General features: G+C 38.8%; 9 protein-coding genes. 3 read left to right on the top strand and 6 right to left on the bottom strand.

Annotated features, from left to right (window positions below; translation table 11 throughout):
• Nucleotides 1-4: 4 nt before the first annotated feature.
• Complete coding sequence (locus LDM93_RS00505; RefSeq protein WP_223889923.1) at nucleotides 5-1,165, bottom strand: hypothetical protein; 1,161 nt, start codon at nucleotides 1,163-1,165, stop codon at nucleotides 5-7.
• Between the two features lie 111 nt (nucleotides 1,166-1,276).
• Here LDM93_RS00505 and rseP point away from each other — a divergent pair, with 111 nt between their 5' ends.
• Nucleotides 1,277-2,329 (top strand): RIP metalloprotease RseP, encoded by a 1,053-nt coding sequence (rseP, locus tag LDM93_RS00500; protein ID WP_223889922.1) that lies wholly within the window; start codon nucleotides 1,277-1,279, stop codon nucleotides 2,327-2,329.
• An 84-nt stretch (nucleotides 2,330-2,413) separates the two neighbouring features.
• A complete protein-coding gene (locus LDM93_RS00495) occupies nucleotides 2,414-3,097 on the top strand; it encodes a YggS family pyridoxal phosphate-dependent enzyme (protein ID WP_223889921.1) in 684 nt (227 codons plus the stop codon).
• Between the two features lie 36 nt (nucleotides 3,098-3,133).
• On the opposite strand, the gene LDM93_RS00490 is transcribed toward LDM93_RS00495, so the two are convergent.
• From LDM93_RS00490 to LDM93_RS00480, 3 genes are all read right to left on the bottom strand, one after another.
• Nucleotides 3,134-3,553, bottom strand: coding sequence for a Fur family transcriptional regulator (locus LDM93_RS00490; protein ID WP_223889920.1), 420 nt, complete (start codon nucleotides 3,551-3,553; stop codon nucleotides 3,134-3,136).
• Between the two features lie 85 nt (nucleotides 3,554-3,638).
• Nucleotides 3,639-4,235 carry a peroxiredoxin gene (locus LDM93_RS00485; RefSeq protein ID WP_223889919.1) on the bottom strand — a complete coding sequence of 199 codons (597 nt, stop codon included), beginning with the start codon at nucleotides 4,233-4,235 and terminating at the stop codon, nucleotides 3,639-3,641.
• A 75-nt stretch (nucleotides 4,236-4,310) separates the two neighbouring features.
• The gene (locus LDM93_RS00480; RefSeq protein WP_223889917.1) at nucleotides 4,311-6,134 is read right to left on the bottom strand and encodes a menaquinone biosynthesis decarboxylase; all 1,824 of its coding nucleotides are present in this window, start codon (nucleotides 6,132-6,134) and stop codon (nucleotides 4,311-4,313) included.
• 98 nt (nucleotides 6,135-6,232) lie between these two features.
• Between LDM93_RS00480 and LDM93_RS00475 the strand changes: the two genes are divergently transcribed.
• Nucleotides 6,233-8,902, top strand: a complete 2,670-nt coding sequence (locus LDM93_RS00475; RefSeq protein WP_223889916.1) for a hypothetical protein — start codon at nucleotides 6,233-6,235, stop codon at nucleotides 8,900-8,902.
• A gap of 206 nt (nucleotides 8,903-9,108) precedes the next feature.
• On the opposite strand, the gene LDM93_RS00470 is transcribed toward LDM93_RS00475, so the two are convergent.
• Nucleotides 9,109-12,240 (bottom strand): hypothetical protein, encoded by a 3,132-nt coding sequence (locus tag LDM93_RS00470; RefSeq protein ID WP_223889915.1) that lies wholly within the window; start codon nucleotides 12,238-12,240, stop codon nucleotides 9,109-9,111.
• Nucleotides 12,241-12,538: 298 nt separating this feature from the next.
• Nucleotides 12,539-13,492 (bottom strand): hydroxymethylbilane synthase, encoded by a 954-nt coding sequence (gene hemC / locus LDM93_RS00465; protein ID WP_223889914.1) that lies wholly within the window; start codon nucleotides 13,490-13,492, stop codon nucleotides 12,539-12,541.
• Nucleotides 13,493-13,515 lie beyond the last annotated feature (23 nt).

Raw genomic sequence — 13,515 nt, 5'->3', positions numbered from 1 at the left:
TCAATTACTTATAATAAAACCGTTTAATCATTTTATCGGCCTGATCTTTTGCATGCTGTAAAAGAAGTACACTTTTTGAAGATAGTTTTCCTTCTTCTACCATAGGAATATTCATATACTCCCTTATCGCACGTATCAGTTCTTTTGTTTCACGTATCTCTGTATATGATTTGTCATGATAATCTGTACTCTTTTCTCTCTCCCCTTCTACATATAAGATCCGTTCTAGTTTTCCTTTTTGTTCGGTAAAGAGTACCTCATAAGTTCTCATTATGCCTATCGTATCTTTGATATGCATATCTATTTTGTCTGTTTCTGCATGACAGTTGGCTTTTTGCGCTATGTAAAACTCAGTTTCTACAAATTGTTTGACTGCAATGTGAAGATTGCTGCTTGTTTTCAAACTTACACGAGCAACATAGATAAGGATCATGACCAAAATGACTAAAAAACCTAATACACCTGCACCGATAGTCACATCTTCATGTAGTCCCAGTAAAGTACTGAACCATGCCAATATACTTTGTGTCTCATCTTCTGAAGGTACTCTTGTCACATTGAGCGTCATATTTAATTTTTCTGTTGCCAGGTACACCAATCCTATAGCTGTTGCAATCCCTCCTAGTAAAGCAAAGACCAATCCTGAGAATCTACCTCTTGAAATATCTTTTAGCACTAAAGGTTTTAACTCTTTCTTAGGAGTACATACAACTGTGTCCTTCTCTTCGAGCTCATCATTTCTTGTCTGATACCCTAATTTTTTCACTAACGATGTACATGCGTCAAGTCCATTTTCTTTAAGTGATGATCTGGCATCCTCATACTCTTTTATATCTTTTTCAAGTAAGTGCTTGCAAGCCTCTTCCCGATCATTTACTTCTTTAAGCATCTTTTTTGTTTTCTCAACAAGATGCATGGTCTTGACATTTTTTTTAGCTTTCCCCGGTAATATAGGATCTGGAACAGGTCCTTCAGTCATTTCTAAAGTTTCATCTTCAAATGGTTCTATAGTTTCTTCTCTCATTTTTAAAGTTGCATCATCTATTTTTTCTAGATCCTCTGAAGCTTCATTTTCAATCTCTTCAATCATTTCATCTATTGTTTCAGAGCTTTTATCTTCAGCATTTCTGATTATCTCCTCCGACACATTCGCGTTATTATTCATTTTTGCCATCCTTCGATTCTATTTTAGCAAAATTTTTCATTATCTTTTTAATCTATAACGATTTTTTACAACACTTGGATATAATTCAATATATTAGCACAGAGGAATTTTATGGGCATTATAGTCGCACTTTTAGTCTTGTCGGTACTGATCTTTTTTCATGAACTTGGGCATTTTACCGCAGCACGTTTTTTTGGCGTACAGGTAGATGTCTTTAGCATAGGTTTTGGAAAAAAACTGTACTCCAAAATGATAGGAAAAACGCAATGGAGTCTCTCTGCTATACCTCTTGGCGGGTATGTCAAAATGAAAGGGCAGGATGACACTGACCCTACGGCGGTCTCTTATGATGAAGATTCATATAATGTGAAAAAACCATGGCAGCGTATCATCATTTTATTGGCTGGACCTTTTGCCAACTTTTTACTGGCTTTTCTCCTTTATTTTGCTATTGCGAACATTGGTGTTCCGAAGCTCTTACCTTATGTCGGGGAAGTAGGAAAAGATACACCTGCATTTAGTGCAGGTTTAACCAAAGAAGACAAGATCATTCAAGTCAATGGCAACAATATCCGTTTCTGGGAAGATATCGGTGAAAACATTAACGGTGATAAAGGTGATGTCACACTTATCGTAGAGCATGAAAAACGACTGATCACGCTGCAACTTACACCAAAGGTCATAGAGGACCAAAATATCTTTGGAGAAAAGATCAGCAGACGTATTATTGGGATCAGTCCATTGGGAAAACAAACGACGGTCTACTTTGGGTTGATAGATGGATTAGGTTATGCATGGGATGAGACAAAAAAAGCTTCTTTGCTCATCGTAGAGAGTGTACAAAAACTCATTACTGGTGTAGTAGGTACAGACAAACTGGGAGGTATTATCACCATTGTAGATGTCACTGCTGAAGCAAGTTCTGCTGGTATACTGGCTCTTTTCTTTTTTACAGCGCTCATTTCAGTGAACTTGGGAGTACTGAACCTTCTTCCTATACCTGCTCTGGATGGTGGACATATTATGTTTAACCTCTATGAGATGATTACGGGTAAAACTGCGAGTGAGCAGGTTATGACCTACATCACATTGGTAGGTTGGGCTATACTCATCTCTCTGATGATGTTAGGATTGTATAATGATATCAATAGACTTTGGGGATGAAAACCTTCAATGGGCTCTTCAGCCTGAAATGGTCGAAATGGCAGCGTCGCCGAGCAGGCAATTCATTAGAAAAGGATAATAAGTATGATATTGGACAAAGAACACTTAAGAGCAAATCTGGATGAAGTGATCTGGAACATAGAACAGGCACGTATAACAGTGAGTGAGCACCACATTGTAAAACTTGTCACTGTAGCAAAATATACGGAACTGGAGAATATTGCTACCCTCTATGAGCTGGGACAAAGAGCCTTTGGTGAGAATCAGGTGCAACAGCTTAAAGAACGTATGCATGCTCTCGAGGACCTTCCACTTGAGTGGCATATGATCGGTTCACTCCAAAAAAACAAGATCAATAATCTCATAGACTTGCGTCCTACACTTATGCAATCTCTTGACAGTATAGAATTGGCAACAGAACTTAACAAAAAACTCTTGGCAAAAGAGACAAAGATGCATTGCCTGCTTCAGATCAATGCAGCCAATGAAGCCACAAAGTCAGGTGTGAACCCTGAAGATGCTGTGGACATTTACCAAACGATCAAAGAAACCTGTCCTCAGATCAATCTCAAAGGTGTGATGACCATAGGTGCACACAGCGAAGATACGAAACTGATACAACAAAGTTTTGAAACCACATACAGTGTTTATGAGAAACTGGGAAAAGAGGGTGCGAGTATCTGTTCTATGGGTATGAGCGGTGATTATGAATTGGCTATAAAGTGTGGGTCTAATTTGGTTAGGATCGGATCAGCACTGTTTAAATAAACTGTTAGGGGTTTGAGTTTATCAAACCTCTAACCCTTAAGCTACTGCTTCTCTACAGTGACTACATACACCATAAAGATTGATCTGTTGTTTACTGATCGTAAAGTTCTCTTGCTTGGTGATGGAAGTGAACAGTTCATCCGCAACAGTATGCTGTGGCTTATCTTCCACCTCTCCACACTCCGTACAGACCAAATGGATATGATCCTCTTTTAAAAGCTCATATTTGGACTTTTTACCTGTGATAGGCACTTCTACAAGTACACCCTTCTCTACCATTAAAATAATATTTTTATACACTGTTGCAAGCGAAAGAGATGGATGTGCTTTAATGACCTCTGCATAGATAGTGTCTATAGACATATGTCCATACGCTTCTATCTTTTCCAATATATTCATACGTTGAAATGTAGCTTTTAATCCACTGTTTTTCAGTAGAGTTGCATAATCTGTCATAATATTCCTTTCAATGCATATATCAATGTACCGCTATACACTGATGTATGCATTCCCATCACTAAGGATGGGAATATATACACGACTATAGATCTTTTTCGTGTTTTGCAAGATATTCAGCAACACCTTCAGTATCTGCTTTCATACCTTCGTCACCTTTTACCCAACCAGCAGGACATACTTCACCATGCTCGTTAGTAAACAACATAGTATCTACCATTCTGATCATCTCATCGATGTTTCTACCAAGTGGAAGATCGTTGATCACTGCGTGTCTTACCGTACCGTCAGCATCAATAAGGAATGAACCTCTAAGTGCTACTGCTTCGTCAAGAAGAACATCATAGTCTCTTGAGATTTGTTTAGAAAGGTCAGCAACCAATGGGAAATTAATTCTACCAATACCACCATTTTCTACCGGAGTTTCTCTCCATGCAAAGTGAGAGAATTGGCTATCTACAGACACACCTATAACATTGATGCCTCTATCAGTAAATTCTTTTGCTCTGTGAGAGAATGCAATAATTTCTGATGGACATACAAATGTAAAGTCAAGTGGATAGAAGAAAAGAACTGCACCTTTTTCACCAAGGTTGTTCATCAAATTGAAATCCTCTACGATTTGACCGTCTGCGAGTACAGCTGTTGCTGTAAAATCTGGAGCTTTTTTAGTTACTAACATGTTGTTTCCTTAAAGATAATTTTTATTAACAAGGAAATATTATCATAATATATTTAAAAGGAAATTAATTGAACTCTATAAAAAAGGAAGCAATCCAAATTTTTTAATAAAAGCCTCATCTATATCAATAAGTCCTTTTTCCTGAAGCCTGTCAAGTACCTCTTTCGTACAGAAAGTATCTCCGGGCCATTCTCTTTCATAGCCGTCTACTTCGCTTTTATTGGTTGCATCGATTGCTATGAACGGTTTAAGCATGACATCTCTTCCTGCATCAATATTGTTCACTACACGCCATATAAGCATATAGGCATCATCCAAGTCATTATTTTCATGGTCAACAATCACAAGCAACTTGATATGCTGTTTTAAATCTTGAAATTTTTTAATGAGCTTGAGTTGAGACTTTTTCTTCTCTACGCTCATCACACAGATAGGTGTTTTAGTCTCTGTCATGTATTGTTTAAGTCCTACAACCGTACTGCTTATCTCTTGCATCTTCACCAGTAATGCTTCATCTGAAAGTAGTACTTCTACACCCTCCTCTACCTCATCTCCTGTCGCATCCACACCCAGTTTTCCACCGACAAATTGTTCAGATGAAGAGTGATCAAGGTGATCCACGATACCCTGTGTAATGAGGATCTTACTCTGATCGAGTCGATTGAGTATATGTACGGCCAATGCTTGACTCTCTTCAAGTTCGGGTGCATCTTCTCCTACAAAAATGGCATGTTTCACAAAACTCATCTGACCCACACCCCAAAATGCATGCATGAACTGCTGTGCATGCCCTTTATAGAGTGTTTTCATCTTTGCCAGTATGAGGTTATGAAACACTCCATTTTCAGGCATATTGTAGTCTATGAGGTCTGGAGCCATGGGTTTAAGCATCGGCAGGAAGATACGTTCTGTTGCCCAGCCCATATATTTGTCTTCCAACGGCGGTTTTCCTACCACTGTTGCCTGAAATACCGGATGTTTTTTCATCGTGATCGTCTCTACATCCATTACAGGGAAAGGTTCTTTCAGCGTATAGTAGCCTGTATGGTCACCAAAAGGTCCTTCTATCTCCATCAGTTCAGGGTCCACAAAACCTTCTATGACGACATCGACATCACGAGGGATATAAATGTCATTGGTGATCGACTTCACCAGCTGTGCATTTTTATTGCGTACAAAACCATAGAGTAACATTTCGAACATACCATGAGGCATAGGTGCCTGTCCACACCAAATATAAAGAGGGTCACCACCAATAGCCACGGTCACAGGCATCTTTTTCCCTGCTTTTTGATACTGGTCAAAGAAATGGGAAGCATCTTTGTGTATCTGCCAGTGCATCCCCAGTCTGTTTTTGTCATACTGTTGCAGTCGGTACATCCCGAGATTTTGCATCTCACCGTCAAGACTTTGTGTATAGACCTGTCCCATCGTGATAAAAGGACCACCATCCTCTTCCCATGTCTTAAGTATAGGTAAGATATCTAAGTCTACCTCATCTTTAGGGATGATGACCTCTTGGCACTCTCCTTTAAAATTTAAACGTTTGGGAAAAACATTTTTAAGTGAAAAAAGTTTAGGCAGCATTGCCAGCTTTGCTTTTAATCCTTTAGGTGGTTTGAGCTTAAGAAGTGTATCGATCCCCTCTGCAACATCATCAGGATGTTTGCCGAAGATCTTTTCAGTCAGATCTTTGTTGGCAAAGATATTCATCAGTACAGGCATATCATACTCTATACCTTTGGCCTTGTTCACAGGATTTGTAAAAAGGATAGGACGAGAGTCCTCTGTCTTGACTTCTACATAGGCTACATGAGGGATCTCAAGTTCCACATCAAGCGGTTCATCTATGATCTTTAAATTACCATTATCTTTAAGCCATTGTACTACGTCTTGCATTTTTTATCCTCTTTTTTTCTAAAATATTATATCTATAAAGTAATTTACACTAGATGATTATGGTATGATAATAAAAAGTAGCTAAGGTCATATTGTTTATGTCAACACTTATAAAATATAGCATTTTTATTATCGTTTTACTATCACTTATACTTTTTTACTTTCTCTACACCCCTTTGGGAAATCAACAGATCTATAGCTCCGTCAGTTATATACTTACTAAGAAATCCGGGTTGGACGTTGATGTTGAATCTATAAACATACAGCAGTATCCTTATCTCGAAGCAGATATGCTCGTTGAAGACAAATATAACCTCAAGCTTAAAGGCTTCCTGGAAAACGATACACTCGATATGGACTACATACTCACAAGCAACTGCCTTCAGAGCAGTGTCTGTACCATAGATGATGAGATCAACATCATAGGTCATCTAACCGGTCCATTAGATAAAGTGAAGATCACAGGTGAAGGTAAAACACTAGATGGCAATATCAGTTATGAGTGGCTAAAGCAAGAAGATACATTTAAAGATATTAACCTTGTTTTAAATGACATCAATTCAAGTAAGCTTTTTACACTTCTAGGTCAAACGGCTCTTTTAGAAGGCAAAGCCAATGCCCGTATGCATTTTGACATCCTAAACCAAGCGCATAAAAGAGGTGAAATATCCTATGAGGTAAAGAAGAGTGACTTCTCTGGTCTGCTGGTAGATCTGCATGCAAACATAGATATAGAGGATAATGATCAAACATTTATCATAGATGTCGTTGCACCAGAATTAACACTGCATCTTACGAAGGGACGTTATGATCAAGGGAAGAACACTGCCCATGCTTTTTATACGCTTGATATTCAAGAATTAAGCCATTTAGAAAAGTTGCTAGGCTATAGATATGCAGGTCCGTTCTATGCTTCTGGTGAAATTGAGTATGACGAACATATCATCATAAAGGGTTTTTCTAAAAGCTTTGACGGGTTGATCGACTTTATCTATGAAAAAGATACACTAAACGCTGATTTAACGGGTGTGCCTTTCAGAAACTTCATCACAAAACTCTCTTATACACCTCTACTTGATGCAAACACAACAGGACAAATGGGTTATGACTTTCTTTCCAAACGTATCATGATCCATACAAAACTCAAAAATGCAAAATTTCTACCTTCAGGGCTTCTTGATACACTCTCTGAAAAGTCTGGTATCGATATGCGTAAGGAAGTTTTTGATGACAGTAGTGTAAACCTCACGTACAAAGACGATATCTTAACGGGTGATATACGCTTTGCAAACAAAGAGAATCATTTGTTGTTCAATGATGCAAAAGTGAATCTTACAAAAAGATCTATGGAATCGACTATTGACCTGCAAACCCAAAAATACAAACTTTCGGGGAAAACATATGTTGCAAGTCTTGATGAAGCCACACCTATGCAAAATGCCCTACAAGATACGTATATTAGGTTTAACGGAACATTTAACACACATTACAAACTTGCACTGAATGGTTTGATCAATGATACGTGGGCCAATATGGATTATACCCTCAGTGCTGCGCGTTTTCCTGGTCCTACCTATACGATAGAAGATGATGTCAATCTCACCGGGCATATCAATGGTCCTTTTTCCCGTTTACATATCAGCGGAGAAGGAGAAGCCCTTGATGGGCATATCCGTTATGATGGTGTCAAGATCAATGATAACTTGGAAAACTTTACCCTTAGTATGGATGGTATTCACTCAGTCAAACTTTCTACACTGCTTGGTCAAAAAACCTTCCCTAAGGGTAGAGCCGATCTGCATGCAGATTTTGAATACCTGAGTAAAGAAAATAAAAAAGGTACACTGACCTACTCACTTGAGAAAAGTACGCTCGATACACTTCCTTTCTCTTTGTATACCCAAATAGATCTTGACAATAGCAAGCAAACTTTTACGGCTGATGTCACGATGGCAAATGCTAAGATCAACATCACAAAAGGATATCGCGATACAGATACAAATACGACTAGTGCATTTTATGTGATAGATGTGAAAGACCTGACACCCTTTGAAAAACTTTTAGGCTACAAATATCATGGTCCGTTCTACGCTATGGGAGAAGCAACCTATCATAAGCATTTTAAAGTGCAGGGACTTTCTAAAACATTTGGAGGGATGCTTGATTTTGTTTATGAAAAGGATCAGTTGGACATTGACCTGGATTCTGTCTCTTTTAAACAGTTTATGGGTTTATTTCCATTCCAAGTTATGATAGATGGAGATACCACGGGGAAGATCAATTATGACTTTATAAACAAGCGTATGGTAGTCAATACAAAACTCAAAAATGCAAAATTCCTACATTCAGACGTGGTCAGTAACATCTATAAAAAAGCAGATGTTAATATGCTTCTGGAAGAGTTTGATGATAGTACTTTAGAAGCAAGTTACCAAAACGATATTTTACAGGGAGATTTAAAGCTTTCAAATGACAGAGGTCACTTCTTTTTAACCAACACCATTATGAATACTCATACAAATACCATTAATGCATACTTTGATCTTAGAATGCAGGAGCAGGTATTTTCAGGAAAAGTGTATGGTGCATTGGATGATCCGGAAGTAGACCTCAATATGAAAAAACTTATCAGGCACAAAATGGATAAACAGATGGATTCAATGATAGGAAAAGGAAACCGGAAGATGATGGAAAAAATGCCTATGGGTGAAGCATCAAAAGATGCCGCTTCAGGTGTTGCCGGAGGATTTATGGGAATCTTTTTCTAGCTTTTCGTTTTTAACTTCTATGCATCAACTCCATACTATCAACTAAAAGAAAATATATAAAGTCCTTCCTGAGTATATCTGCTTTTTTAAAAATTTATTCTTTGTACTCTAGTCTTACTTATAGGACTTTATAGCTTCTCATCCTCTCAAAAGAGGAATCAAAGCATATACTACATATGAAACAATCTATTTACTATCTTTCAATTCTAAAAGAAAAAACTCATCCAACACATAGGATTGAATATAGAACAAGTTGTATAAGAATTCTCATCTGTAGGATCAGTACCATTATTGACTTCAGCACCATCTGTTTGTTCATCACCATCTGTATCTGGATTCAGAGGATCTGTAACATATGGATTTGCTGTTATTTCATCAATATTTGAAAGACCGTCACCGTCACTGTCATTGTCAGGGTTACTGTTTTGGGCATCCAATTCATTCACGACACCGTCACTGTCACTATCAAGATCATCTGATTCCAATGCATCGATGATACCATCACTGTCTGTATCTGTCGTTCCCTCTACACCATCATCTTTACCATCATCATCACTGTCAGCTTTTAGAGGATCTGTACCATTAATGACTTCAGCTCCATCATTCACACCATCATCATCACTGTCTGTATCAAGCGGATCTGTACCTGCTATAGCCTCCTGTGAATTTGAAAGACCATCACCGTCACTATCATTGTCTGGGTTACTGTTTTGAGCATCGAGCTCATCTACAACACCATCATTGTCACTGTCATCAATAGATGATTCAACCGCATCTATAAGACCATCGCTATCTGTATCTGTTGTCCCCTCCACTCCATCAACCTTACCGTCATCATCACTGTCAGCTTTCAGAGGGTCTGTACCATTGATGGTTTCATTTACATTAGAGATACCGTCACTGTCCGTATCATTATCCCCATCAACGGCATCCAGCTCATCCACTACGCCATCATTGTCACTATCTAGATCATCTGATTCTAATGCATCGATGATAGTGTCTTCGTCTGTATCAGTCACACCTTCCTCTCCGTCATTTTTTCCGTCGTCATCAGTATCCGGATCATTAGGGTTGGTTCCATTGATATTTTCATCACTATTTAAAACGCCATCTCCGTCTCTATCAGTATCTGTTTCATCTGATATACCATCACCATCCATATCGGAAGGAATACTGTCTACGTCAAGAGGATCACTCCCCGCCGCTGTTTCATCACCATTTGAATAATTATCGCCATCACTGTCATTATCTCCGTTGTTTACAGCATCCAGCTCATCTACAACACCATCACTATCACTGTCTGCAATGGCAGAGTCAAGTGCATCGATGATACCGTCACCATCTGTATCTATCGTGCCTTCATCTCCATCACTCTTACCATCATCATCACTGTCTGCATCAAGTGGATCTGTACCATTGGTGACTTCTGCACCGTCATGTACACCGTCATCATCACTGTCTACATCAAGCGGGTCTATACCTACTATAGTCTCCTCTTGGTTTGTAATCCCGTCACCATCACTGTCATTATCTCCGTTGTTTACAGCATCCAGCTCATCTACAACACCATCACTGTCACTGTCTGCAATAGCAGAGTCAAGTGCATCGATGATACCATCACCATCTGTATCTATCGTGCCTTCATCTCCATCACTCTTACCATCATCATCACTGTCTGCATCAAGCGGGTCTGTACCATTGGTGACTTCTGCACCGTCATGTACACCGTCATCATCACTGTCTACATCAAGCGGGTCTATACCTGCTATAGTCTCCTCTTGGTTTGTAATCCCGTCACCATCACTGTCATTATCTCCGTTGTTTACAGCATCCAGCTCATCTACAACACCATCACTGTCGTTGTCCAGATCATCTGATTCCAATGCATCGATGATGCCATCACCATCTGTATCTGTCGTACCTTCAGCTCCGTCACTCTTACCATCATCATCACTGTCTGCATCAAGCGGGTCTGTACCGATAATAAGTTCGTCACCATCATACATGCCATCACCGTCAGTATCTGCATCATATGGATCAGTAAGATATGTATCAGTTTCATCACTGTTTAAAAGACCATCTCCATCTATATCATCATCAGATCCATTCGGTATACCATCACCATCAAGATCATCAGGAGTAATATCTGGATTTAATGGATCACTTCCTGCATTTGTTTCAACACTATTAGAATAATTATCACCATCACTGTCATTATTAGGGTTACTGTTCTCAGCATCCAATTCATCAACTACGCCGTCACTATCGCTATCAATAATCGAAGACTCTACGGCATCTATCATGCCATCGCCATCTGTATTGGTTGTCCCCTCTGTTCCATCATTTTTTCCGTCGTCATCTGTATCTGGGTCAAGCGGGTTGGTTCCATTGATTACTTCATCAGTATCATTAACACCATCATTATCGTCATCAGAATCCAATGCATCAGGTGTACTATCTCCATCTGTATCTACGGGTGTACTCTCTGGATCAAGTGGATCTGTGCCTACAGCAGTTTCATTCTCATTAGAAATACCATCACCATCACTGTCATTATCCGGATCAAGTTCATCTGATATCGTATCATTATCCTGATCTGCACTATCAGATTCAAGTGCATCGATCACACCGTCATTATCAGTGTCTGTCGTCCCTTCTGCTGCATCATCTTTTCCATCTCCGTCAGTATCTGGATTAAGTGGATCTGTTCCGTTAGTAACTTCATCAGAATCATTGACACCATCATTATCATCATCTTCATCTGTCTTATTATCTATACCATCACTATCGGTATCTGAAAAAGTGATATCCGGATTACCATCTGCTGGATTTGTATCCGTAACTGTTGTCAAATTCTCATCCGACTCATCTGCATCGGTAATACCGTCACCATCACTATCCGTATCTGAAGGTGTTACCACTAAAGGATCGGTTCCTGTTAAATTTTCATCTGAATCATTGATACCGTCATTGTCATCGTCTGTATCTGCACCATTTGGTGTACCATCACTATCTGTGTCATTATCTCCTCCCACTATAGGGTCATTTGGGTCAGCAGGATTAGTTCCAGAAACTACTTCCTCTTCATCACTAATACCGTCATTGTCATCATCCATATCTTCACAATTGGTTATATGGTCTCCATCAGAATCAAGTACCAAATCATAAATTATTAAGCTACCTATATTGAGCTTGATACCATATGTAGCATAAAAATCTATCTCATTTCCGCAAGAGTCCACTGGTCTTGTTTTACTATTACAGCCGCTTAACACCATTATTGTTGCAATAGTTGCAACAATTACCTTTATATATCCCATTCTTTTCCCTTTTTTCATTCTTTTCCCTAGATACATAAAACAGTTTTTTCTTTGCATATACATAAAATAATATTTTACTGTCATGATAGGGAAAAAACTGAATTAAGTTCATGGAGTATAGTTTAAAAATATTTTTATATGAATTAAATACATAAGTAAATTTAATTAATACACTTATAAAAAATAGAATTAGCCAAATCTACACAAGTTAACTATAATGATATGATTAAAATGATTTATAAAGTGTGAACACTTAAGGAAGAAAGAGAGCCAAAAAGGCTATCTTTTTTGAAGTTGTATGTATGGACTATAATGCCTATAGTCTCTCTGGCATTTCATCTTTAAATGCTATGGATTCTGCTTTTTCGAGTATATCCAGGGCACCCTCAGCGATCATTGCTTCAGCTAACTGTTGGCCTAATGTATCACATGCACTTACCTTTGATGTCAATTCTTTATGCATAATATTTGTGCCGTCTGGATAACCGAGCATCGCTTTAACCGTGATATCATCTCCTGTGATGATCGCATTCACAGCCACAGGAGCAGAACAACCAGCGCCTATCTTTGAGACAAAGTCACGTTCCAGCTTTGTGCAGAGATAAGCATTCTCATCATTTAAAGTCATCGCAATTTCACGAACCCTGTCATTATTACTCACAATTTCGATACCCAGGGCAGCCTGTCCCATTGGTGGTATAAAAAAATCCAGCTTTTCAACAAAAGGTATATCCTTCAGCAGGTCAAGTCTATGCAGCCCTATATAAGCAAGTATGATCGCATCATACTGACCTTCTTTGAGCTTTCTGAGTCTTGTATTCACATTTCCTCTAAGCTCTTTTACTTTCAGGTCTGGACGTTTCTCAAGCAGTTGCATACGTCTTCTTAGACTTGTTGTTCCAACCACTGCACCTTGAGGAAGTTCATCCAGACTTTTATAGGTATGGGAGAGCAGAACATCACTCTGATCTTGACGTGTGGTAATAGCACAGAGTTCCAGTCCCTCAGGAATGTACGTAGGTACATCCTTGAGTGAATGTACTGCAAGATCTGCATTCCCTTCAAGCATTTCATCTTCAAGTTCTTTGGTGAAGTGACCTTTCCCCCCTATAAGTGCAAGCGGTTTGTCCAGTATCTTGTCACCTTTAGAAGTAATTTCATTCAGTTCTACCGTGATCTCCGGAAACGATGTTTCGATTCTTTCTTTAATGTGATATGCCTGCCAAAGCGCAAGGTTACTTGCTCTTGTCGCGATAATTAATTTTTCCACTGTTACCCTTGTCTATATCTGCA

The organism is Sulfurovum sp. TSL6 (assembly GCF_019972115.1).
GTDB lineage: Bacteria > Campylobacterota > Campylobacteria > Campylobacterales > Sulfurovaceae > Sulfurovum.
This window is presented reverse-complemented; position numbering and strand designations above follow the sequence as displayed.

Excerpts from the sequence above, each read along its gene's own strand:
- LDM93_RS00505 (WP_223889923.1), bottom strand. The coding sequence starts at position 1,165 with ATGAATAATAACGCGAATGTGTCGGAGGAGATAATCAGAAATGCTGAA.
- rseP (WP_223889922.1), top strand. The coding sequence starts at position 1,277 with ATGGGCATTATAGTCGCACTTTTAGTCTTGTCGGTACTGATCTTTTTT.
- LDM93_RS00495 (WP_223889921.1), top strand. The coding sequence starts at position 2,414 with ATGATATTGGACAAAGAACACTTAAGAGCAAATCTGGATGAAGTGATC.
- LDM93_RS00490 (WP_223889920.1), bottom strand. The coding sequence starts at position 3,553 with ATGACAGATTATGCAACTCTACTGAAAAACAGTGGATTAAAAGCTACA.
- LDM93_RS00485 (WP_223889919.1), bottom strand. The coding sequence starts at position 4,235 with ATGTTAGTAACTAAAAAAGCTCCAGATTTTACAGCAACAGCTGTACTC.
- LDM93_RS00480 (WP_223889917.1), bottom strand. The coding sequence starts at position 6,134 with ATGCAAGACGTAGTACAATGGCTTAAAGATAATGGTAATTTAAAGATC.
- LDM93_RS00475 (WP_223889916.1), top strand. The coding sequence starts at position 6,233 with ATGTCAACACTTATAAAATATAGCATTTTTATTATCGTTTTACTATCA.
- LDM93_RS00470 (WP_223889915.1), bottom strand. The coding sequence starts at position 12,240 with ATGAAAAAAGGGAAAAGAATGGGATATATAAAGGTAATTGTTGCAACT.